The sequence below is a fragment of the Corynebacterium flavescens genome, assembly GCF_008693105.1.
Classification (GTDB): Bacteria; Actinomycetota; Actinomycetes; order Mycobacteriales; family Mycobacteriaceae; genus Corynebacterium; species Corynebacterium flavescens.
On sequence record NZ_VXKK01000032.1, the window covers coordinates 92247 to 113392 of the forward strand.

Genomic DNA, 21146 nt, shown 5'->3' on the forward strand with positions numbered 1-21146 from the left:
GCCCCGCGCTCGCTTGTGAGGCGGCGAACTAAAACGCTCCGGCGGAAGGGTTGTACGTGGCCGCGACGTTGCGCGTCTCGGGGCTTCCTCCGTTGATAACGGTGGTTTCTTCGCCTTCCGAGCTGGAACCTTGCGTACCGAGGTCCGCCTCCGTCTGCGAGTCTTCCAAGGCCAATTCCTCTTGCATCTCCTTTGGCGCATCCGCTGGGTCTGCGCCCTTAATCATCCAAATAATTGTATCCAATTCTTCCGGCTTCACTAGGACCTCGCGAGCCTTCGAGCCCTCCGAGGGGCCCACGACGCCGCGGGACTCCATAAGATCCATCAAGCGCCCAGCCTTGGCGAAACCAATACGCAGCTTACGCTGCAGCATTGAGGTCGAGCCCAACTGCGAGGTGACGACAAGCTCGACGGCCTCGAGCAGATCGTCGAGGTCCTTTCCAATGTCATCGTCGATCTCTCGCTTGGCCTCGGACTTCTTTTCCTCGGTAACGCCCTCAGCGTAGTTGGGCTCGCCCTGCTCCTTCGCGGCGTCGACCACGGCCTGTACCTCGTCATCGGAGACGAAGGCACCCTGCATGCGTACGGGGCGTCCACCCTGCGGAATGAACAGGCCATCTCCCATGCCGATGAGTTTCTCGGCACCGCCCTGGTCGAGGATGACGCGGGAGTCTGTCAAGGAGGACGTCGCAAAGGCGAGCCGCGAGGGAACATTGGTCTTGATGAGGCCTGTGACGACGTCGACTGACGGGCGCTGCGTGGCAAGAACAAGGTGGATGCCTGCCGCACGCGCCTTCTGCGTGATGCGGACGATGGACTCCTCGATCTCTTTCGGGGCGGTCATCATGAGATCCGCAAGCTCGTCGACGACGCACACGATGAACGGATAGGGCCGCATGACACGCTCGGAACCGGCCGGCGCGGTGATCTCCCCGGAGGAGACCTTACGGTTGTAGTCCTTGATGTGGCGAACGCGCGCAGACTTCATATCCATGTAGCGCTGCTCCATCTCCTCTACCAACCACTGCAAAGCCGCTGCGGCCTTCTTCGGCTGGGTGATGATCGGCGTTATCAGGTGTGGGATTCCCTCATAGGGAGTCAGCTCGACCATCTTGGGATCGACCAGGATAAGCCGCACGTCCTCCGGGGTGGCGCGGGTGAGCAGCGAGACCAGCATGGAGTTCACAAAAGCGGACTTACCGGAACCGGTGGCACCCGCAACGAGCAGGTGGGGCATCTTCTGCACGGAGGCCGAAATGAACTCTCCCTCGATGTCTTTGCCCAGGCCAATGAGCATCGGGTCATGGTCAGCTCTCGTGGCTGGGGCTTCCAGAACCTCACGCAGGCGCACCATTTCACGGTCGGCATTGGGCACCTCAATTCCCACTGCGGACTTGCCCGGAATCGGCGTGAGCAGGCGGACATTCTCAGTGGCCACCGCATAGGCAAGGTTCGACTGCAGGTTAGTAATCTTGGAGACCTTTACGCCTGGCCCCAGCTCTATCTCATAGCGGGTGACTGTCGGGCCGCGACTAAAGCCGGTGACGTGGGCATCGACCTTAAACTCCTCGAATACCTCGGTAATAGCCTCAATGATGCGGTCATTAGCCTCTGTGCGGGCCTTAGCAGGCTTTCCCGCGGTGAGAAGATCGGTGGTGGGGACGGCATAGGAACTGCGATCGCTATCGATCAACGCCGGCACACTGGGCGCGCTCGGAGCCGGTGCCGCGTCTTCCGCAACGGTGGCGCCCGTGGCTGCGTCTTTCCCGGAACGAGCCCGGAAGAGCTCACGAGCCTGCTGATGCGCAGCCGAAACAGCATCGCTGGCGGCCTTGATAGGCGCGCTCTGCTGTGCCGCCGCTGCTGCTGCCGATCCGCCCGCGACAGCCCCGGCGATTCCCGCAGCACCGGCGACGCCGGCAGCACCAGCCGCAGCCACATCGCCGATGGCGCTAGACGCACCCGCACGGCGGGTGTCTATGACCTCAGTGTGCTCGGAAGCTTCGGGGACAGCGCAACGCCCACTGCTAACCGGTGGTGCGTCAACAACAGGGATCTCGTCCGTATCCGCTGCCATGGGATGGGCGTAACCAGGGGCTTGAGCGCTGGGATCCGGCGAGGACTTCACTACTGCATCTTCTGCGACCGGGTCGAAGCCATAAGCAGTTTCTTCCGCAGCTGCGAGAGCGGAGGCCTGCTGAGCACGGCTACGAGCCCCACGCTCACTCGACGATTCCTCAAAAGCAGTGGGACGCCGATTAGCGCGCGGAGTGGCCTGCGCCCTTGCTCGGCGTGGCTCACGCTCGCGGCCATGCGCGATGTCATCAATATCATCAGAGACAAAGCCATAAAGATCATCGTCTTGCGCAGCCAAACCGTCTTCCGCGTCTTCGGAGCCACCGCGCCCATTGCCAAGCTGTGAAAACAGACGGGAAAGCTCGGACTTGGCCACATCATAGGCCTCGCGAACCGTGTTGCCGGTGACCTGCAGGGCTCCATAAACAATGACCAGAATGAGCAAAGGCACCGCCACATAAGGGCTAAATGCTGTGGCCAAGAGCGTTCCTATGGCAAAACCAATCGCGCCGCCTGCCTCACCCGCTGAGAGAGCCCCGCGCGGATTCCATACCAATGCCGGTTGCCCCGCGAAGATATGGATAAGACCAAGCATGGCGACCACGATGATGACTGTGCCCACGACAACGCGCGGGGGAACATGCAAGGTGGTGCCTTTGCCCCCACCGCTCCACATCAGCCAGGTGGCCAAGGCAACCAATGCAACCGGCAGCACCCAAGCCGCAGCGCCGATCAGATACTTGGTGGCCAGAGTGATAAATACGCCTACCGCACCGGCGACGTTGAACCACACCGCGCACGCCAAAACGATCGCTAGGCCGATGAGCACAAGCGCCACGGTGTCAGGTTTGCCCAGCTTGATGCTGCGCGCTGGACCAGTACTCCGCTTCGCTCCAGCCCCCTCCCCCTGGGCTGCAGACATAACCTCAGTTTCGGTTTCAGTCTCGCCGCCGCGGTCCCGGGCCTTGGTGACCTTGCTTCGCTTGTTTGACACTCCGCGTTGAGAAATTTCTTCCGACTCCCTTACATTGTTCACGTCTTCTTCGAGGTCATAAAGATTATCTTCCTCTAAACCCTCGCTGCCTTCGCTGTCACCACTGGGTTTGAGGCTGGCTATCCCCTGCCCCAAGCCGCGTGCCATACCGCCGATACCGCGCGAGGTGGCACCAAAAATCGCACCGATGCCCTTGCCGACGGCGTGGAAAGCACTGCCGGTGCGCTCGCCCGAGGTTTCTGCGGCGCGATGCGGAGGGCTAAAGACCAGGGTCTCGTTGGCACGGGTCCCTGAAGTGCTGCGCCCCGAGGGACGCGAGCGGTTGGCCTTGCGGCCCGATGAGGCCTTGGCGCGAGTCGTGCGCGACTTACCTTGCCGGGAACCGCGCGACGGGGCATTTTTGACAGACATGAGTACTACTTTAACCGCTTAAGTACCTCTAGTCACACGCGCCACACGGGCCACTTGTGAAAAACTTAGGGACATGTCGGCTAAAGACCCCACAGCAACGTCAACCCTAAAGACTTGATATTTTAATCGCTGTGGCGTCTCCCTCCACTTTAATGTGCACCGGGATACGCCCATAGGCCCACAACAGCAGCTCCGGGGCCGTGCCGAATACGCGCACCACGGCCTCCCCATGCTCTGAAACGCGGTGGTGATTGGCGGCGACTACACGCGGGAAACCTGTGGGATAGAGAACTACAGGCTGGGTAGACTTTGCCAGCATGCGCGGGGCAAAAAGCCGCAGAGTCCCATAGAGCTTGTCCTGTGCCGCACGGGAGAACTCCCTCTCGGATTCCATGCCATTGGCGCGGCGCACGTCCTCAAGATGCACGAAGTGTTCCGCAGTGTTCATCTGGGAATCAAAAAGCCGGGCAGGACTGAACTTTCCTGGGCCTGCTCCCCAGTCATCAACAATCGCGTCGTAGTCCCGCTGGCGCTGTTTGCCCATGGCGCGCTCCAGGTGAGCATGCAAGGCGGGAATGAACATTCCAAGTGCTGCGGTGGGTTGATTCTCACGCACCAACAGATGGGCTGCAAGGTCACGGGTGGTCCACCCCTCACACAGAGTCGGAGCGTCCGGTCCAAGCTGATGAAATAGCGCGACGAGGCGGGCGCGCTCCACAGAAGAAAACGACATGTCCCCCAGCATAGCTAGATGCTGGGGGACACAATGCCTAGGCCGTGTGGGCCACGAGCGAATCCTAGTTACAGGGACTCGCGCGAAGCTTCCACATCATCATCATCTGTAACGATGTTGCCGGAAGCGGTAGGCACGATGGTCGGAAGGATGACCGGCTCGCGCTTGTACTTCGAATCCATGAGCTTGGATACCTTACGGCGCAGCTTCTGGACCATGCGGTAGGTGTCGTTTTCACCTTCGGCGGCGAGATCGTTCATAATGTGCTCGACGATCTCCGCGACCTCTGGGACAACTCCGCGATCATCATCAGCAAAGCCAGTGGTGGAGATGGCCGGGTGCTCCATGAGGCGCATCGTACGGTTGTCGATGACACAGGTGATGGAGACTACGCCACCTGCACCGAGGTTGGTGCGGTCAGCCAGCGTATCGGCGTCAACGTCACCCATGGACACACCATCGACATAGAGGTTGCCCACCGGGATCTGACCGACGACCTCTGCCCTGCCGTTGCGCAAATCAACGACAACGCCGTTCTGCGCCAGCACAACGCGATCCCGGCGAACACCGGTGGAAATAGCGAGCTCCTTGTTGGCACGCAGGTGGCGCCACTCGCCGTGCACAGGCATGGCGTTCTTCGGACGAGCGGCGTTGTAGAGGAACAACAGTTCTCCACCATAACCGTGACCGGAAGAGTGAACGCGTGCTTCCTTGTTGGTGATGACCTCAGCACCGATCTGGGAAAGCATGTTCATCACGCCGTAGATTGCCTCTTCATTGCCCGGAATGAGCGAGGAGGAGAATACGATGAGGTCACCATCGCGCACGGTAATCTGCCGGTGTTCGCGGCGTGCCATGCGGGAAAGAGCAGCCATAGGCTCGCCCTGGGTACCGGTGGTAATAAGGACCGTCTTATGCGGAGCCATCTTGGAAGCTTCTTCGATGGGGATGATGGTTCCGCGCGGAACCTTCAAAAAGCCCATCTTCTCGGCGATCTCCATGTTGCGCATCATCGAGCGACCATTGAAAGCAACCTTGCGGCCGTTGGCCACAGCTGCATCAACCGCAGCCTGGACGCGGTAGACGTTAGAAGCAAAGGACGCGATAATAACTCGCTGCTTCGCGCCAGCCACCAAGCGCTTGAAGGTGGCGGGAATATCAGCTTCCGAAGCCGAGACGCCGGGGATATTGGCGTTGGTCGAATCACAAAGCATGAGATCCACGCCCTCATCGCCATAGCGAGACAGCGCGGGAAGATCCGTAGGACGGTGATCCAGCGGGGTCTGATCCAGCTTGATATCGCCCGTGTGGATGATGTTGCCGGCAGGGGTGCCCAGCATGATGCCCAAAGCATCCGGAATGGAGTGGTTAACAGCCCAGAAACGAACACGGAAGGGGCCATAAGTCACATCGGACTTCTCATTGACCTCGACGAACTTCGGCTTCTGGCGGTGCTCTTTACACTTGGCAGCGATAAGTGCGATGGTAAAGCGCGAGGCCACAACGGGGATGTCCGGGCGCAGCTTGAGCAGCCACGGAATGGCGCCAATGTGATCCTCGTGCGCGTGGGTGACAACGAGGGCCTTAATCTTGTCCAGCTTCTTTTCGATGGGGCCGAAGTCAGGCAGGATGAGGTCCACGCCCGGCTCACCGGAAGACGGGAAGAGGACACCACAGTCGATGATGAGCAGATCATCGCCGTATTCGAAGACCGTCATGTTGCGGCCGATCTCCGAAATGCCGCCTAGGGCATAGATGCGCAGTGCGTCATTCGGCTGCTTAGGAGGCTCGGGCAAACGCTTAGTCAGATCCGCGCCCTGCATCGACTTCGGCACGTTGCGGCGCCCACGGTTATTTCCGTTGTTGTTACCACGATTGTTGTTGCGGTTGCTGTTTCCGCCACCCTGCTGGAAATTATGCGAGTTAGCGTTGCCGCCGCGACCGCGTCCACGGCCACCGCGCGAACGGCTCTTGCGGTTTCCACCGTGCTCCCCATCCTGGGAGGACTCGGAGGAACGGCGTTTGCTCTCGGCGCCCTCATGAGAGGAAGATTCTTGCTGGTTCTGCGGCTCCGCCGAAACGGGAGCCTGGAAAACCGGCGAAGCCGCCTCATTGGAGGCGGTCTCAGTTTCCGTGGGCGGACCAGCCTTGCGGGTCACCTTACGGGAACGGTTACGGGGTTCAGTCATTCTTGAAGGACTCCAGCCTTTTTCATATCTATGCGGAGTTCCTCGATCTGCGTGGCATCTGGTGCGACGACCGGCAGACGCGGATCTCCTACTTCGATGCCCTGCAGACGCAGGGCAGCCTTTGCGAGTGTTGCTCCGCCCAACCGTGCCTGGGCATGGATAAGCGGGGTCAAAGTATTGGCGTTGATCTCTCGAGCGCGGGCAAGGTCACCTTGCTCGAATGCATCGTAGAGATCTACGAGGGCGCGGGGTGCCGCGTGGCCAACAACGGAGATAAAGCCCGAAGCCCCAAGGCTGAGCCAAGGGAGGTTTAAGGGATCGTCTCCGGAGAACCATGCAAGTCCCGTCTCCCGGATAAGTTGTGCGGCAGCACCAAGATCGCCTTTGGCGTCCTTTACTGCCTGGATATTAGGCACTTCAGCCAGCTTGCGGATTGTATCCGAAGCGATGGCGATGCCCGAGCGGCCAGGGATGTCATAGAGGCAAATGGGTGCGTCTACCGACTGCGCGATTGCTGTGAAGTGGGCGTACACGCCCGCCTGAGATGGCTTGGAGTAGTAGGGGCTGACCAGCAACAAGCTATCGGCGCCGGCGGCCACGGAGGCCTGCGCGAGGGCGATAGAAGTCGCGGTGTTATTGGTTCCTGCGCCGGCGCAGAGCTTGGCGCGATCTCCTACTTCTTCCTTAACAGCCTTGAGCAAAGCCAGCTTCTCTTCGACGGTCGTGGTCGGGGATTCCCCGGTAGTTCCGGCAAGGATGAGAGAATCGATGCCGTTGTCGACGAGATGAGCTGCTAGGCGGCGCCCTGCTTCCACGTCGAGCGCGCCATCACGGTCAAACGGAGTGACCATGGCTACGCCGACGTGGCCGAAGGTCTCGACGCCCGTCTTCGCTGTCATACCTGTGCTCATAGCGGTTAAGATTACCAGCTTCACAGATTTTAATCCGCATCGAGGTTAGTGTTGGCGCAATTATCGCGTCCACTCCATCCCTCACAGTGCAACTGCAGGCTTATGCGTAGGGACTCGATGCCATTTCGGAACCGTCGGGCAGGGCGGTGATGTGGAAGTCGTCGAAAAGCACCGGCGATTGTTCCTGGAGCAACTTGAGGCAGGCAATGGCAAGCCCCCGCATCTCTTCGTCCGCCTGTTCCGTGGCGCGAGCACCGATGAAATGGCGCCACGCGCGGTAGTTACCGGTGACCACAATGCGGGTCTCCGTCGCATTGGGGAGCACCGCGCGCGCGGCCTGCCGAGCCTGCTTCTTGCGCAGCAGCGCGTTGGCCTCCTCCAGCCGGCCTTCCAGTGAGGAAAGGATCTCATCATAAGCGAAGCGGGATTCGTCGATGGCCTGCATGAAAAGCCGCGTCAGCTCCTCATCACGCGCGATGAGTTCCGGCACGACTACCCGCGTCTCATCTGGGTGCACATAGCGCTGAGATAGCTGCGAGAAGGAAAAATGCCGATGCCGAACCAGCTCGTGGCTGGCTGAGCGCGACAGCCCCGTGATATAAACCGTGGCCGTAGAATGCTCCAGAAGCGCGTCGTGGCCCACCTCTAAGATATGGCGCAGGTATGCCTTATTACTCGCGGTCCGCGGGTTGGGTTTGTTGAAGGACTCGTAGCAGGCCCTCCCAGCGAACTCGACCAGAGCCTCGGCATCGGAGGCCGTTTCATCCGCGGTCCAGTCAACACCGTGAGGGGGACGGAACTCTGTGGCGGCAATGAGTTGTACCGCCAGTGTCGTAGCTTGTGCCATGCGCTTAGAGGTCCAGGTAGTTCTCGAGACCAACCACGAGGCCGGGGTGTTGGGCAATCTTGCGCACGCCCTCTAAGACTCCGGGGGTAAAGGAGGAACGGTCATAAGAGTCTTGGCGGATGGTCAGGGACTGGCCTTGAGCGCCGAAGATAACCTCCTCATGCGCCACCATTCCGCGCGTTCTGACCGCGTGGACCGGAATTCCGTCGACGTCTGCTCCCCTAGCCCCCGGCAAGGATTGCTCTGTGGCATCGGGCATGGCGCCCAAACCAGCGGCTTTACGGGCCGCGGCAATTCCTTGTGCGGTGTGAATTGCGGTCCCCGACGGCGCATCAAGTTTAGCCGGGTGGTGAAACTCAACTACCTCGGCGGTTTCGAAGAACTTGGCGGCCTGGCGCGCAAATACCATGGTCAGCACCGCAGAGATGGCAAAATTGGGCGCAATGAGCACGTGTCCGGCACCAGGAGCTGCGGTCCACTTTTCCACCTGTGCTAGTTTCTCTTCATCGAAGCCGGTGGTTCCTACCACGCAGTGAATCCCGTGCTTGATACAGAACTCGAGGTTTCCCATCACCGAGGCCGGCTGGGTGAAATCCACGATGACCTGGGCCTCGTTATCTACCACAACCTGCAGATCTTCTCCCCGGCCAACCTCTGCGACTAAGTCCAGATCGGCGGCGGCGTTCACGCCCTCCACTATTGCTTGGCCTACCCGGCCGTGTGCGCCGAGGACTCCTACCTTGATGGTCATGACTTTTTACTCCTTTAACGCGTTGAGAACGATTCCATGCACTCGCTCCAGTCTAACGCGCCACTTGTTCGCCGTTGTCTAAAGTCTCAACCCCCGCCGCGGCCGTCGCAACAATCTAGCCGGTGGCTTTACAACAGCACCGTTCCTACCATCACCGCGCTCAGCACCGTGCACACCACCGTCAAGGGGGCGAATACTGCGACGAAACGCGCTCCCCAAGCCCCATAGTGCATAGCGATGAGCTGCAGGTCGACCATGGGCCCCACCACGAGAAATACTAGGAGGGCCACTGGTGAAATCATGCTAAACGACGCCGCTATGAACGCGTCCGCCTCCGAGCACACGCTCATCACGATCGCCAACGCCGCCATGAAGATGCACGCCAGCACCAGGTTGTTCTCCATCGCCTGCGTGACACTCGCGGGGATGACCACTTTGAGCAAAGCCGCAATCATGGCTCCTATCACGAGAAATCCTCCCGCCGAGGCAAACTCTCTGGTCACATGCTCACAGAACCCGCGCCAACGACCACCTGCCTCGTGCTCGTGATGATGGCAATCATCGGGCTGGTGCCCGCTGTGCGCATCTTGCAGGCCATGCTTGGCGGATTTCCCTCGGCTCGTGTGGCTCAACAACTGCCACAAGGCTCCAACCAAACATGCAGCAAATAAGCCTGCACCCAAGCGCGCCCACACCATCTGTGGTGCAGCGGGAAACGCGACCGCGGTGGCAACCAAAACCATGGGGTTGATGGTGGGACTGGCCAACATGAAAGAGAGCGCAGCAGCCGGAGGAACACCTCTATTGATCAAGGACTTCGCCACCGGCACGGTGGAGCACTCGCATCCCGGTACTAGAGCACCCGCCCCGGCAAGACCTGGAATCAAGGCAGCTCGCGGGAGCCTGCACATGCGAAGAAACGCCGTCTCCGGTACGAAGAGTGCGATCCCTGCCGAAAGGGTGACGCCTAGAACAAGAAAGGGAGCGGCTTGAAAAACAATAGCCACGGTCAACGTAGCCCAGGCTTCCACCCTTCCTTGAAGGTGGACAGGAGCACCGATGGAAAGCAACACGCCGCAGCCAAGTAGGCATACCACCATGCTCCACACCGCGATCTGCCACAGGCGAGCTCGGATCTCGGCAAAAGATTCGCGCTCGGACACTGAGAAGTGCTGGTGCTTAGTACTCATAGGGATCTCCCGGCACGTCTGCGCTCTCAATTCTGCTCACCGCAAGGACGGGATGCTCGGTGGAGACATCCTGACCGTGGCATAAACGGTGTACCATTTATCTTCTTTGAGGCCTTGGCCGATTCCCGGAGACCGCCTTGGCCGATTCCCGGAGACCAATGCGACAGGTCCAGATCCGCAAAATAGGCTACGGCATCGGCGGCACAGCATGGCATTGTAAAGCGGGCCAGGCGCCAGTTCTCACCCTCTGCAACGGCAAAACCCATCACTGCCACTTCGGCGCCGATGGTGATCTCCGGCTCTAGGCGTGAACGTGCATTTAGCTCCCGCATTCCCACCTGGTTTAGTCCCGGGCGCAAAGCCGGGAATGTACCACCAGCCGGAAGCGGGGCCAGCGACTGTTGCCTCGCCATCGAAGCTCCCAATTGCCCAGGCTCCGCGATCCAAATCAATGCCAGAGGCACGAGGAGAATAAAGGCAATCTTAGGTAGGCGCAGACGCGCGGACGAGCCTATGACCGCTGTGGCGAGAACTAGGCCCGCGAGAATGAGGAGCCAGAAGAAGCGCGGGTTGACATAGGCGCTGAACTTCCCGGTCAGGGCCAAATAGAATACCGCGATGGCGAAGAGTCCAACGACACAAGACAGTGCCCTGCGCACTGCTATCTTCATTGAGCCTCCACGATGGACGAAGCACACTATAGTCCATCCTGGCCACGATGCGCCTTCGCTAAAGAGAAGCAGCCCTTCGCACCGAAATGAAACTGGTGTGAAGGGCTGCTTCTTAGCAGTGTGAGTCCTTTTAAAGACTAGTCCTCTTCGACGGGGACGAGGGAGATCTTCCCGCGGTTGTCGATGTCTGCGATTTCGACCTGCACCTTGTCGCCGACGTTGATGACGTCTTCGACCTTTTCAATGCGCTCGTCCCCACCCAGCTTGGAGATGTGGATGAGTCCATCGCGAGACGGGGTCAGGGACACAAATGCGCCGAAAGGAACGGTCTTAACAACCGTGCCTAGGTAGCGCTCCCCGACCTTGGGCAGCTGCGGATTGGCAATGGCGTTGACCTTGTCCAGAGCCTGGTCTGCGGCGTCACCGGTGATAGCGGAGACGTAGACGGTTCCGTCATCATCGATGGAGATATCAGCACCAGTTTCATCCGTGATGGTGTTGATGGTCTTGCCCTTCGGGCCGATGAGCTCACCGATCTTGGAGATCGGAATCTTGACCGAGGTGATCTTCGGGGCGAGTGAGGACATCTCATCCGGGCCTTCGATGATCTCAGCCATGGTCTCCAGGATGGTGTTACGCGCATCGCGGGCCTGCTCGAGTGCGTCTGCCAAGACGCGGGAAGGAATACCGTCAAGCTTGGTATCGAGCTGCAGAGCGGTAATGAACTCGGACGTACCAGCGACCTTGAAGTCCATGTCACCGAAGGCATCCTCGGCGCCGAGGATATCCGTCAACGCGACAAACTTCTCCTTGCCCTCGACCTCGCCGGAGACGAGACCCATGGCGATGCCCGCTACGGGAGCCTTCAGCGGCACACCAGCGTTGTAGAGGGACAGGGTCGAGGCACAGACGGAACCCATGGAGGTAGAACCGTTAGAGCTAAGTGCCTCAGAAACCTGGCGGATGGCGTAGGGGAAGTCCTCACGGGAGGGAATGACCGGCAAGAGCGCGCGCTCAGCAAGCGCTCCGTGGCCGATTTCGCGCCGCTTCGGGGAACCGACACGGCCGGTCTCGCCCGTAGAGTACGGCGGGAAGTTGTAGTGGTGAATGTAGCGCTTGCTCAGCTCTGGGGTCAGCGAATCGATCTGCTGCTCCATCTTGAGCATGTCCAGGGTAGTAATACCCAGGATTTGGGTTTCGCCACGCTCGAAGAGCGATGAACCGTGTGCGCGCGGGACAAGATCCACCTCGACGGAAAGATCACGGATGTCGGTGACGCCACGGCCATCGATGCGGAAGCCCTCTGTGAGGATCTTATGACGGACAATGTCCTTCATGACGGCGTTATAAGCAGCACGGATCTGCTTGGAAGCATCAGCAACGTCGAAGCGGCCGATGAGCTTCTCTTCAACCTGCACCATGTGCTCATTGGTAGCCTCGTCGCGCTCCTGCTTACCAGGAATGGTCAGCAGCTTCTCGAGCTGCTTAGCAGCGGCCTTGTGCACGGCTGCGAAGACGTCCTCGCCATATGCCGGGAAGAGCGGGAACTTCTGGACATCCTTGGCGGCACGCTCAGCCAGCCCAGCCTGGGCCTCACAAAGGGTTTTGATGAAAGGCTTTGCAGCCTCAATTCCCTCCGCAACGGTGGACTCCTGCGGTGCAGGAGCGCCTTCCTTGATGCGCTCAGCAACGTGGACGCCGGCACCGGCCTCCACCATCATGATGGCAACGTCTTCCTTGCGACCCTTCTTCACCATGCGTCCGGCAACAACCATCTCGAACAAAGCGCGCTCGTGCTGCTCTTCGTTGGGGAAAGCCACCCACTGACCCTTGGGGTGCTTGTCATCAGCCAAGAGAGCCAGACGTACACCGCCTACTGCGCCGGAGACTGGAAGCCCCGAGAGCTGGGTTGCGGCAGAGGCGCCATTGATAGCGACAACGTCGTAGTACTCCTGAGGAGCCATGGAAAGCACGGTGATAATGACCTGCACCTCGTTGCGCAGACCCTTAACAAATGTGGGGCGCAACGGGCGGTCAATGAGGCGACACGCCAAAATGGCGGCGGTGGAGGGACGACCCTCACGGCGGAAGAAAGAGCCGGGGATCTTGCCTGCGGCGTACATACGCTCTTCCACGTCCACGGTCAGGGGGAAGAAGTCAAAGCCCTCGCGGGGCTGGTTGGAGGCCGTGGTGGTGGCCAGCAACATCGTGTCATCGTCGAGATAGGTGGTGACGGAACCATCCGCTTGGCGGGCAAGCTGCCCGGTTTCGAAACGAATGGTGCGGGTACCAAAGTCGCCATTATCAATGGTGGCGATTGCTTCGGTGATACCGAAGTCTTCATCTACATTGAACTCAACGGCGTTTTTAGCGCTCATTAAATGCATTTCTCCTTGAGTATGTGTGGCGATCGTCGGTGCCGCCAGATTTTGTCTATGACAATGCTGTACAATTCTAACAGGTTTCCTGCGGTTTCGATGACTCGGCTGGGAAAACAGAAAAACCTCACCTCCCAACTCCCCGGCAAGCGGCTCTTCCTCCTAAAAAGGAAAGCGCGCGTAACTGGGAAGATACGGAAAGTGAGGTTCTACCTCGCCGAGTAATACCCTCGGGTTAAGACTCGATACTGCGGCGACTAGCGGCGCAGACCCAAGCGAGCAATGAGGTCGCGGTAGCGGTCAACGTTGTTGGCTGCCAAGTACTTCAGCAGTCCACGACGGCGACCAACCATCAGCAACAGACCACGACGGGAGTGGTGATCGTGCTTGTGGGACTTCAGGTGCTCGGTCAGGGTGTTGATGCGATCCGTCAACAGTGCAACCTGTGCCTCGGGGGATCCGGTATCGGTCTCGTGCAGGCCAAATTCCTTGAGGATTTCTGCCTTGCGCTCAGTGGTCAATGCCATGAGTAAATCTCCTAATTATATTTCAGTCCACATGAAATTCCCGCGCTTTAAAGCGCCGCCGCAACTGCTGTGGACCGCAGTAGCTAAGCCGAGGGGAAATTCTACCGGAAGATGATGGGCTTTCCAAAACAGAGCTTCTCAGGCCTGGAAGTACTCTTCGAGGGTGTCAACGAAGGTTGCGACAAAGCGCGGGGCATCCACTTCAATTGCCACATGCGCGGTTTTTAGTGGGTCTGCTAAGCGCGTTTCATCGCCAATGGTGCGGCCGCGAGTTGGCCCTGTGGTATCGCATTTAAGGTTGGTATCAAAGACAGTTACTAGAGAAGGGTCCGCCGCGACGGCGACCGCCAGAGGATCATGTAATCCGCAGCCACCGAGGTGGGGCGATGTCGTGGCATAGGCACGAATGTAGTAGTCCGCCATCTCTGCATACGCACGCCCAGCGGCGGTCTCCGTCCGCCTCCACCGCGCGGTGTCATTGGCCCGCAAGAGGGTCTGCAGCGTGACGTCGAGGCCCACCATCGTGATATTGCCGCCCTGCCGGAATACGGCATCGCTCGCCTCCGGATCTTGGGAGACATTCGCCTCTGCCCAAGCACTCACGTTGCCCGGCACGGTCAGGACTCCACCCATCATGACGATTCGAGCCTGGCGCGCGAACTCCGGGCTGGAGCTCATCGCCGCAGCAATCGTCGTTGAAGGCCCCGTGGGGATCACGGTGAGATCCTCGCCATAGCGTGCAAAGGAAGAAACCAAAAAGTCTACCGCCGTTGCCTCGGCCGGCCCGCGCCGCGGTGCAGGTATCTCCACCTGCCCCAGCCCGTTGGCGCCGTGGATAAATGCGGAAATAGGCTGCACCCGAAAGCCTGGCCGCTCTGAACCTAGGAAAACGGGGACTTCGGGTGCACCAAGCAGCTCGAGCAGGGCAAGCGTATTGCGCACTCCCTGCTCCACCGTGACATTGCCATAGGTACTGGTAACGCCGATGAGCTCCAGATTGGGATGGGCCAAGGCATAGGCCAGGGCCAATGCGTCATCGATACCGGTATCGAGATCCAAGATGACTTTCATGAGGACTCAACCGGTGAGACCCGCAAGAAGTACTCGTCGAGGGCCCATCCCCGCTCCTGCGCGTCACGGGCAAGAACCTTCCGCGCGGCCGATACGTCCCGCGCCATTGCTGCCAGCAGCTCATCGACCGAGTTGAACTTGACCATGTCCCTGAGGTGATCAACGAACTTCACTGTGGCCTCATGTCCGTAGAGATCGGCCTCACGGTCGAGGACAAAGGACTCGATGGAGCGTTCCTCATCGCCAAAGGTAGGGTTGGTGCCCACCGAGATTGCCGCCGCATAGGCCCGTCCCGGCTCCATGTTTCCTTGGACCGGCGCTGCGCAGGGCTCGATAATAAACCAGCCCGCGTAGACTCCATCCGCCGGAATGGCGGTGGTATCGGGGAAGTACTGGTTGGCGGTGGGAAATCCAAGTTCGCGGCCTCCTCGACCAGCGCCACGCACCACCGGCCCGGTGACGGTAAAGTGCCTGCCCAGCGCCCAGTTGGCGCTGCGGATATCACCTGCGGCCAAGGCGGCGCGGATGTTGGTCGAACAGATGTTGACCCCGCCGTCGTTAAGCAGGGCGATAATATCCACGCTAAACCCATACTCTTTCCCGAGCTGCGCCATAACCTGCGCCGTGCCTGCCGCATCAGCGCCGAAGCTGAAGTTCTCCCCCACTACGACGTGGCGCGCATGCAAGGCGTTGACCACCATGGTCTCCACGTACTGCCGGGCATCGAGGCCGACGAGCTCCTTGGTGAAATCAATCACGAGGACCGCCTGGATGCCCATCTGCTCCGCCAATTGCAGGCGGCGCTCAAAGCTAATGACCGATACCGGAGCGCGCTCAGGCAAAAACACTGAAACCGGGTGGGGATCGAAGGTAACCATGACCGGCACGAGGTGTTCTGCCTTCGCATGCGCGACCGTGGCCTTAATCAGCTGCTGATGTCCGCGATGGAGGCCATCAAAGACGCCTATCGTCACCGCCGTCGCGCCGAGATCGGCGGGGATGTCCTCGATTCCGTACCAAATATCCACGGGCTCTATGTTAGAGCACGCGCGGGGGTGACATAGACTGCAGGGCATGACTGACGCTCTCGCCTCCTCCGGACTACTCATCGTGGACAAGCCAGCCGGGTTGACATCGCACGACGTCGTCGGGCGTGTGCGCCGCTACTTTCACACCAAGAAGGTAGGTCACGCGGGCACGCTCGACCCCATGGCAACAGGGGTCTTGGTGCTGGGGATCGAGCGCGGTACCAAATTCCTGGCGCACCTTGTCGCCTCGACAAAGTCTTATGACGCCACCATCCGGCTGGGCTTTGCCACCCATACGGACGACGCGGAGGGTGAGAAGACCTGGGGGCACAGCGCCGATGAGGTCGCAGATGCCGCGGTGGCTGCCGCAATTGCACGCCTGACCGGTGACATCATGCAACGCCCCGCAGCGGTCTCCGCCATCAAGATTGATGGACGCCGCGCCCACGAGCGTGTTCGCTCGGGCGAGGAAGTGGAGATCCCCGCGCGCCCCGTGACCGTCAGTGCTTTCGACGTGCTTGATTCGCGGCGCACGGAGGGCTTCCTCGATCTCGACGTCTCAGTGCGCTGTTCCTCGGGCACCTACATCCGCTCCCTCGCGCGCGACCTCGGTGAGAACCTCGGAGTGGGCGGGCACCTCACTGCACTTCGACGCACCACCGTCGGTCCTTTCGGCCTCGAGAACGCCCGGACATTAAAGGAACTTGAGGCCAATCCGCACCTGTCGCTTAGTCTCGACGAGGCCCTTACCTCCTGCTACCCCGTCGTCGATGTCACCGCAGAAGAAGCCGCAGCCCTGGCGATGGGCAAGTGGCTGGAGCCCCGTGGACTGAAAGGTATTCACGCCGCCGTTAGCCCGGATGGCCGCGCCGTTGCCCTGATTCAGGAGAAGGGCAAACGCCTGGCCACCGTCTTTGTAGCACGGCCCTCAACGCTCTAGTCAGGGACTTCCGGCTGGCCTTCCTGCGGTATTTCCTCAGACCACGCCTAGAGGGCTCAATTTAGCGGGCGAAGTCAGCAATGGCCGGCACCACGGTAGAGACAATCACGTAGCCATCCCGGATGGTCCAGCGCCCGTTGATGAGCGGCACCGGGGTGGGACGGGCAAGAATATAGGCGATGAGAGTTCCGTCTTCGCGCAGATCTATCTCTGCCTGGTCAAAATCAAGCCAGCGATGCGTCAATGGGAACCAGGCCTTATACGTGGCTTCCTTGGCGCAAAAGAGCAAGCGGTCAGAGCAGCTAACCCCTGCCTCTCGCAGCCGGCCCAGCTGCTCTAATTCCCCGGCACGTGCGATCATGGTCAGCACGTTTTCCGGCAGCGGCTCCGCAGGTTCGGCATCCAATCCCATCGAGCGAATCTCACGCGAGGGTGCTACCACGGCCGCGCGCAAGCCATCCGTATGAGTCATGGAACCCACGAAGCCACGTGGCCACAAGGGCATGCCGCGCTCGCCCCGCAATATCAGCTCACCGACGGAACTACCGAGCTCGTGCAGCGCCTGGTGGGCACACCACCGCGCGTCCCCGAACTCCGCCTTGCGGCTATCAACCGCCTGGGAAACTAGGGATTGCTCACGCGGATCCAGCTGCGAGAAGTTGAGGAGATCCGAATACTCCGGCTGCGTTCGCACGTAGCAATAGCGCGCAGAATCTGGGAACAAGTTCGGCTCTATCATCTAATTCGCCTCCTGCGTACTCAAGACCGGATAGGGCCAAGGTTGGATGTCTCCATGGGCCTGCCATTCCCGGGGATATCCCAGGGAGACCTCAATATGCTCCACCCCGTCCACAGTAAGCACGGAGGGCATATGGAGATGCCCATAGATCACCGCTTGGGCGTGGTAGCGCCGCGGCCAGGAGCGAGTATGGCGAGTCCCGCACCACAGCGCGATCTCAGCCCAGCGCATGCGCAGCGTCGGTTCTTGGACAAGGGGCCAGTGGTTGATAAGGATGGTCGGCCCCTCAACCCGCGAAAGGCGCTTTATCGAATAGGCCAAGCGGTCCCAGCACCACGCACGGATGTCAACAAAAGGCGCTATGGCGAACTCATCGGTCATGATGATCTGCTTGGCCTTGGCATTCTCAATGGCCTGCTCAACCGTGGTGCCCGCGGGACGGAAACTGTAGTCGTAGAGGGTAAACAGCGGCACTATTGTCACTCCAGCGAAGACCGGATAAGGATCTTCCGGGGTTATCACGCCCATTTCACGGCAGCCTTCTACCAGCTCGGTATACTTCTCGCGGCCTTGGAATCGGTCTTGGGAACGCGAGAATAGCTCGTGATTGCCCGGCACCCAGATAACCTGGGCATAGCGCCGTTGCAGCTCGTGGAGAATCCGCAGCACCAACTCCGTGCGCTCGGCCACGTCTCCGGCGACGATGAGCCAGTCGGCAGGATCGGGCGGCACTAGCTCGTCGATCCTCCCGCCGTTGATCTTTACCGCAGCGTGGAGATCTGAGACTGCCCAAAGCGTTGCCATGGCTGCCATCCTTTCTCTACTGCTTAGTTTCTACCACAGCCCATTTCATTGACTGGAAGCGGAGGACCACCGCTATCATGCGGAAGGCAATGAATGCTCCGAGCCCGCACCACACTCCCGCCAGTCCGGCATCGAGCAAATAGGCCAGCCAGACTCCGGGGAGGAATCCGCACACCACGGAGGCGATGGTTATTGTGCGCAGAAAAGCGGCGTCTCCGGCGCCAAGCAAAACCCCATCCAAGGCGAAGACCACTCCCCCGCAGGCGATCATGGCCACCATGATGAGCCAGGGAGTAGCCATGGCATCGAGCACCGAGGTATCAGTACTAAACAAACGCGGAATGGCGCCTGATCCCATAAAAATGCCTATGTCCAGCAGCAGAGAGAAAGCCGTGGAGTAGGCCACGACGCGCAGGCCTACCCCGCGCGCCTTCTTGATGGAGCCAGCCCCCAGCGCGGCTCCTGTGAGGCTTTGGGCCGCGATCGCCAAGGCGTCGAGTACGAGGCTCAAGAAGTTCCACAGCTGCATCATAATCTGGTGTGCCGCTAGGGATGAGGTTCCAAAGCGCGCGGCCACTGCCGCCGCTGACAAGAACGCCACTTGGAAGCTCGCCGAGCGCAAAATAAGGTCGCGCCCCAAGACAAGCTGCCGCTTGACGACGTCCATTCGAAAACGCCAGCTCCCCTTGTGCTCGCGGGCCAGCTCCACCAGAAAGGCCACTGCGATGATTCCCATCCCCAAGACCGTGGCCCATGCAGATCCCGCCAACCCCCACCAGTGCACGAAAAGCGGAACTGCGGCCGCACCCGGAATGAGCCCAGCAAGCGTAAAAAGCAGCGGCTTCGTAGTATTTTGTACTCCGCGCATCCAGCCATTTCCCGCCATCTCAACGAGAGTAAGGGGAATGGCGAAGGCCGCGATGCGCATCCATAGGGCGGCGCCCTCCGCGGTAGTGGGGTTGCCCGTTAACAGCTGCGCGAAGAAGCCCGCGCCAATCCAGATGATCGCGGCCAAGAGCAGACCGACGCCGAGTGCAATATAGGTGGCCTGAACTCCTTCGGCGACGGCTTCTTGCCGCCTTCCCGCTCCATAAAGGCGGGCCGAGCGCGCAGTTGTGCCATAGGAAAGAAAAGTCAGCTGGGTGGTCACAACGGAGTGTACAGTCGCTGCCGCAGCGAGGGAAGCCAAGTCCTGGGAGCCCAGTTGACGGCCAACAATAGCAGTATCAAAAAGGAGATAAAGCGGCATAGCCGCGAGGACTCCCAAGGCAGGGACTGCCAAGCGGAACACGTCCCAAGCACGAACCGTGCCAACCGCTACCTCACCTCTATCCGCGTGCACGTCATCGGAGCCCGGCTGCCGGCGCCTTATCAAGACATGACCTCAACTAGTTGCGCCACCGCCTCACTGGCCGTTCCGTGCGCGGTATAACCTGCCGCAGGAAGGTGCCCTCCACCTCCCATACGCAGGGCAATTTCTGCGCAGTTGATGGTGGAAGATCGCAAGGAAACGGCCCAGACCTGAGGCGCCATTTCCTTGAACACCACACCCATATCTGTTCCTTCGAGCGCACGGACGAAGTCGACCAAGGACTCTACAGCGGAGTCCGTGTGCCCACCGATATCATCCAGGCTTGCCACCAGAATACCTAAGCTATGTGCACCGGCCTGCTCAATGGACAGGCTTTGGAAAACGCGTCCCAGCATTTGAATATCTTCCACAGTGGTGGAATCGAGCAAGTCGACAGCAATCTGCTTGGTGTCCAGGCCGTAGCGCATCAAGCGTGCGGCCAGCGTGTGCATGCTAGGACGGCCCCAGCGGAAGCTGCCTGTATCCGTGACCAGCCCCGCATACAGGCAGTGTGCAATAGCACGATCTACCTGCAGCGACATCTTGTCCATCACGTCAATCAAGACCACTGTGGTGGACTCACAGGCTACGTCTACGAGGTTGACTGAGCCAAACCCCTCGTTGGAGGCGTGATGATCGATGCACAAGAGCCGACCCTCCTCGCGGGCGCGCTCCAGCCCCGGTGCCAGGTAGCCGGTGCGATCTAGCGCGCCGCAATCTACAGTGACATAAAGGTCGAAGCCCAGCGGCAACTCCTGCGTCAGCTCGATCTCCTCGGACTTGGGAATGCTCAAAAGGTTGCCGGAAATCTCGCGGTCCTGACCGATGAGCGCACGCACTTCCTTCCCACGCTGGCGCAAGCCCAACATGAGCGCCGTTGCCGAACCAATGGCATCGGCATCGGGGCGCACGTGCGTGACCACGCAGATGCTGCCGGCATCCACCAGCGCGTTGACCGCGCCGGCATAGTCGGTGCGCGACACCTAGCTTTCTTCCTTCGTGGAGTCCTTATAAGGATCTGCCTCCCCCGCAGGCTGGGCATTTTCCTTCAGCTTGGCCAATTCCTCGTCGCGCGCGCGGGCGCGTGCCAAGAGCTGCTCCATGTGCGCGGATGACTCCGGCACAGTGTCAAGCTCAAAGCTCAGCGTGGGAGTAAAACGAACCGAGAGCTGGTCTCCTACGATCTTGCGCAGCTGACCACGGGCACGATGTAGCGCCTCTGCGGCTTGGGCATAGTCTGGCTCCTGGCCAATCTCCTTGCCGCGGACCGTGTAATACACCGTCGCATCATGGAGGTCACCCGTTACTCGGGTATCCGTGATGGTTACTAACTCCAGGCGCCGGTCCTTGACCTCGCGCTCAATGGCTACGGCAACTATTTCCTGGATTCTCTTCGACATTCGTGCAGCACGTGCGTGGTCTGCCATGGTGTCCACCTTCCTCTGCGACTCCATACGTCGCGTGGTCTTTCCGAGCAGTCTCACTTTCACCCGGCAATCGAGCTGGGCAGATTATCGGGAAAGCGTACGCTAATT

At 60.0% G+C, this 21146-nt stretch carries 18 protein-coding genes; 1 reads left to right on the forward strand and 17 read right to left on the reverse strand.

The annotated features are described in order from the left end of the window. Positions 1-28: 28 nt before the first annotated feature. The 12 genes from F4V60_RS07310 to F4V60_RS07365 all read right to left on the reverse strand — a co-directional run bounded on the left by F4V60_RS07310 (position 29) and on the right by F4V60_RS07365 (position 15825). The gene (locus tag F4V60_RS07310) at positions 29-3481 is read right to left on the reverse strand and encodes an FtsK/SpoIIIE family DNA translocase (RefSeq protein WP_084559166.1); all 3453 of its coding nucleotides are present in this window, start codon (positions 3479-3481) and stop codon (positions 29-31) included. Between the two features lie 106 nt (positions 3482-3587). Then, entirely contained in the window at positions 3588-4214 is a 627-nt protein-coding gene (locus F4V60_RS07315; protein WP_307722792.1) for a TIGR03085 family metal-binding protein, read from the reverse strand. A gap of 68 nt (positions 4215-4282) precedes the next feature. Then, complete coding sequence (locus F4V60_RS07320; RefSeq protein ID WP_084559167.1) at positions 4283-6403, reverse strand: ribonuclease J; 2121 nt, start codon at positions 6401-6403, stop codon at positions 4283-4285. After that, complete coding sequence (dapA, locus tag F4V60_RS07325) at positions 6400-7314, reverse strand: 4-hydroxy-tetrahydrodipicolinate synthase (RefSeq protein ID WP_075729988.1); 915 nt, start codon at positions 7312-7314, stop codon at positions 6400-6402. The genes F4V60_RS07320 and dapA overlap by 4 nt, the downstream gene beginning before the upstream one ends. Before the next feature lie 100 nt (positions 7315-7414). Then, on the reverse strand, positions 7415-8161 hold the full coding sequence (gene thyX, locus F4V60_RS07330) for an FAD-dependent thymidylate synthase (RefSeq protein WP_075729989.1): 747 nt from the start codon (positions 8159-8161) through the stop codon (positions 7415-7417). Between the two features lie 4 nt (positions 8162-8165). Beyond that, complete coding sequence (gene dapB, locus F4V60_RS07335; protein WP_075729990.1) at positions 8166-8912, reverse strand: 4-hydroxy-tetrahydrodipicolinate reductase; 747 nt, start codon at positions 8910-8912, stop codon at positions 8166-8168. Between the two features lie 128 nt (positions 8913-9040). Further along, a complete protein-coding gene (locus F4V60_RS07340) occupies positions 9041-10102 on the reverse strand; it encodes a permease (RefSeq protein ID WP_232315904.1) in 1062 nt (353 codons plus the stop codon). 26 nt (positions 10103-10128) lie between these two features. Next, on the reverse strand, positions 10129-10773 hold the full coding sequence (locus F4V60_RS07345) for a DUF1980 domain-containing protein (RefSeq protein WP_075729991.1): 645 nt from the start codon (positions 10771-10773) through the stop codon (positions 10129-10131). 137 nt (positions 10774-10910) lie between these two features. Next, the gene (locus F4V60_RS07350) at positions 10911-13151 is read right to left on the reverse strand and encodes a polyribonucleotide nucleotidyltransferase (RefSeq protein ID WP_075729992.1); all 2241 of its coding nucleotides are present in this window, start codon (positions 13149-13151) and stop codon (positions 10911-10913) included. A 257-nt stretch (positions 13152-13408) separates the two neighbouring features. Beyond that, positions 13409-13678 (reverse strand): 30S ribosomal protein S15, encoded by a 270-nt coding sequence (rpsO, locus tag F4V60_RS07355; protein WP_075729993.1) that lies wholly within the window; start codon positions 13676-13678, stop codon positions 13409-13411. A gap of 138 nt (positions 13679-13816) precedes the next feature. Continuing rightward, on the reverse strand, positions 13817-14749 hold the full coding sequence (locus F4V60_RS07360) for a nucleoside hydrolase (RefSeq protein WP_075729994.1): 933 nt from the start codon (positions 14747-14749) through the stop codon (positions 13817-13819). Beyond that, positions 14746-15825 carry a bifunctional riboflavin kinase/FAD synthetase gene (locus tag F4V60_RS07365; RefSeq protein ID WP_075729995.1) on the reverse strand — a complete coding sequence of 360 codons (1080 nt, stop codon included), beginning with the start codon at positions 15823-15825 and terminating at the stop codon, positions 14746-14748. Before F4V60_RS07365 ends, F4V60_RS07360 begins: the two co-directional genes overlap by 4 nt. Here F4V60_RS07365 and truB point away from each other — a divergent pair. After that, complete coding sequence (gene truB, locus F4V60_RS07370) at positions 15824-16717, forward strand: tRNA pseudouridine(55) synthase TruB (RefSeq protein WP_075729996.1); 894 nt, start codon at positions 15824-15826, stop codon at positions 16715-16717. The two genes, F4V60_RS07365 and truB, sit on opposite strands and share 2 nt — an antisense overlap. A 61-nt stretch (positions 16718-16778) precedes the next feature. Here truB and F4V60_RS07375 read toward each other — a convergent pair whose 3' ends face one another. From F4V60_RS07375 to rbfA, 5 genes are read right to left on the reverse strand one after another with little or no spacing between them, the layout of a single operon-like run. After that, positions 16779-17456, reverse strand: coding sequence for a 4'-phosphopantetheinyl transferase family protein (locus F4V60_RS07375; RefSeq protein ID WP_075729997.1), 678 nt, complete (start codon positions 17454-17456; stop codon positions 16779-16781). Continuing rightward, complete coding sequence (locus F4V60_RS07380) at positions 17457-18260, reverse strand: metallophosphoesterase family protein (RefSeq protein ID WP_075729998.1); 804 nt, start codon at positions 18258-18260, stop codon at positions 17457-17459. A 16-nt stretch (positions 18261-18276) separates the two neighbouring features. Next, on the reverse strand, positions 18277-19602 hold the full coding sequence (locus tag F4V60_RS07385; RefSeq protein ID WP_075729999.1) for an MATE family efflux transporter: 1326 nt from the start codon (positions 19600-19602) through the stop codon (positions 18277-18279). 29 nt (positions 19603-19631) lie between these two features. Continuing rightward, on the reverse strand, positions 19632-20594 hold the full coding sequence (locus F4V60_RS07390; RefSeq protein ID WP_075730000.1) for a DHH family phosphoesterase: 963 nt from the start codon (positions 20592-20594) through the stop codon (positions 19632-19634). Further along, positions 20595-21038, reverse strand: coding sequence for a 30S ribosome-binding factor RbfA (gene rbfA / locus F4V60_RS07395; RefSeq protein WP_075731181.1), 444 nt, complete (start codon positions 21036-21038; stop codon positions 20595-20597). It abuts the gene before it with no gap. Positions 21039-21146: the final 108 nt, after the last annotated feature.

Bases quoted from the DNA above. Each gene is read 5' to 3' on its own strand.
- rbfA (WP_075731181.1), bottom strand. From the start codon at position 21,038: ATGGCAGACCACGCACGTGCTGCACGAATGTCGAAGAGAATCCAGGAA.
- F4V60_RS07340 (WP_232315904.1), bottom strand. From the start codon at position 10,102: ATGAGTACTAAGCACCAGCACTTCTCAGTGTCCGAGCGCGAATCTTTT.
- truB (WP_075729996.1), top strand. From the start codon at position 15,824: ATGACTGACGCTCTCGCCTCCTCCGGACTACTCATCGTGGACAAGCCA.
- F4V60_RS07360 (WP_075729994.1), bottom strand. From the start codon at position 14,749: ATGAAAGTCATCTTGGATCTCGATACCGGTATCGATGACGCATTGGCC.
- F4V60_RS07350 (WP_075729992.1), bottom strand. From the start codon at position 13,151: ATGAGCGCTAAAAACGCCGTTGAGTTCAATGTAGATGAAGACTTCGGT.
- F4V60_RS07310 (WP_084559166.1), bottom strand. From the start codon at position 3,481: ATGTCTGTCAAAAATGCCCCGTCGCGCGGTTCCCGGCAAGGTAAGTCG.
- dapB (WP_075729990.1), bottom strand. From the start codon at position 8,912: ATGACCATCAAGGTAGGAGTCCTCGGCGCACACGGCCGGGTAGGCCAA.
- F4V60_RS07380 (WP_075729998.1), bottom strand. From the start codon at position 18,260: ATGGCAACGCTTTGGGCAGTCTCAGATCTCCACGCTGCGGTAAAGATC.
- F4V60_RS07375 (WP_075729997.1), bottom strand. From the start codon at position 17,456: ATGATAGAGCCGAACTTGTTCCCAGATTCTGCGCGCTATTGCTACGTG.
- F4V60_RS07315 (WP_307722792.1), bottom strand. From the start codon at position 4,214: ATGTCGTTTTCTTCTGTGGAGCGCGCCCGCCTCGTCGCGCTATTTCAT.
- dapA (WP_075729988.1), bottom strand. From the start codon at position 7,314: ATGAGCACAGGTATGACAGCGAAGACGGGCGTCGAGACCTTCGGCCAC.
- thyX (WP_075729989.1), bottom strand. From the start codon at position 8,161: ATGGCACAAGCTACGACACTGGCGGTACAACTCATTGCCGCCACAGAG.
- rpsO (WP_075729993.1), bottom strand. From the start codon at position 13,678: ATGGCATTGACCACTGAGCGCAAGGCAGAAATCCTCAAGGAATTTGGC.
- F4V60_RS07320 (WP_084559167.1), bottom strand. From the start codon at position 6,403: ATGACTGAACCCCGTAACCGTTCCCGTAAGGTGACCCGCAAGGCTGGT.
- F4V60_RS07365 (WP_075729995.1), bottom strand. From the start codon at position 15,825: ATGCCCTGCAGTCTATGTCACCCCCGCGCGTGCTCTAACATAGAGCCC.
- F4V60_RS07345 (WP_075729991.1), bottom strand. From the start codon at position 10,773: ATGAAGATAGCAGTGCGCAGGGCACTGTCTTGTGTCGTTGGACTCTTC.